The following is a 582-nucleotide window of genomic DNA, read 5'->3' on the forward strand; positions in this document are numbered from 1 at the left end:
TGAAAAGGGCAGTGAAGTGATTCGTATGTACCACACTTTGCTTGGCGAGGAAGGCTTCCAAAAAGGTATGAAGCTTTACTTTGAGCGTCACGACGGTACAGCGGCAACATGTGAAGACTTCGTTTCTGCAATGGAAGATGCAACGGGCGTTGACCTTAAGCAATTCCGTCTATGGTACAGCCAATCTGGTACGCCAACATTACGTGTAAACAGCGAATACAACGCTGAAGCCAAAACTTACGCGCTAACAGTTGAGCAATTTACTGAAGCAACGCAAGACCAAGCAGAAAAACAAGCACTGCACATTCCATTCGATATCGAGCTGTATGATTCGAAAGGTCAGGTTATCCCACTGATCATTAACGGCGAATCAGTTCACAATGTTTTGGACATCAAGCAAGATAAACAAACATTTGTGTTCGAGAATGTCGCAGAACAACCAGTGCCTTCATTGTTACGCGAGTTCTCTGCGCCAGTTAAATTGGAATACGATTACAGCGACGCAGAACTGATCTTCCTAATGAAGCACGCAACCAACGATTTTGCTCGTTGGGATGCAAGCCAAATGCTATTAGCGAAGTA

Annotated in this window: 1 protein-coding gene; it reads left to right on the forward strand. The window is 44.7% G+C overall.

Going from position 1 to position 582, the window contains the following annotated elements:
• Positions 1-582, forward strand: a 582-nt coding sequence (locus R7Q46_RS28845) for a DUF3458 domain-containing protein (RefSeq protein ID WP_318078538.1), incomplete at both ends; no start/stop codon positions are given.

The organism is Vibrio sp. 811 (assembly GCF_033339195.1).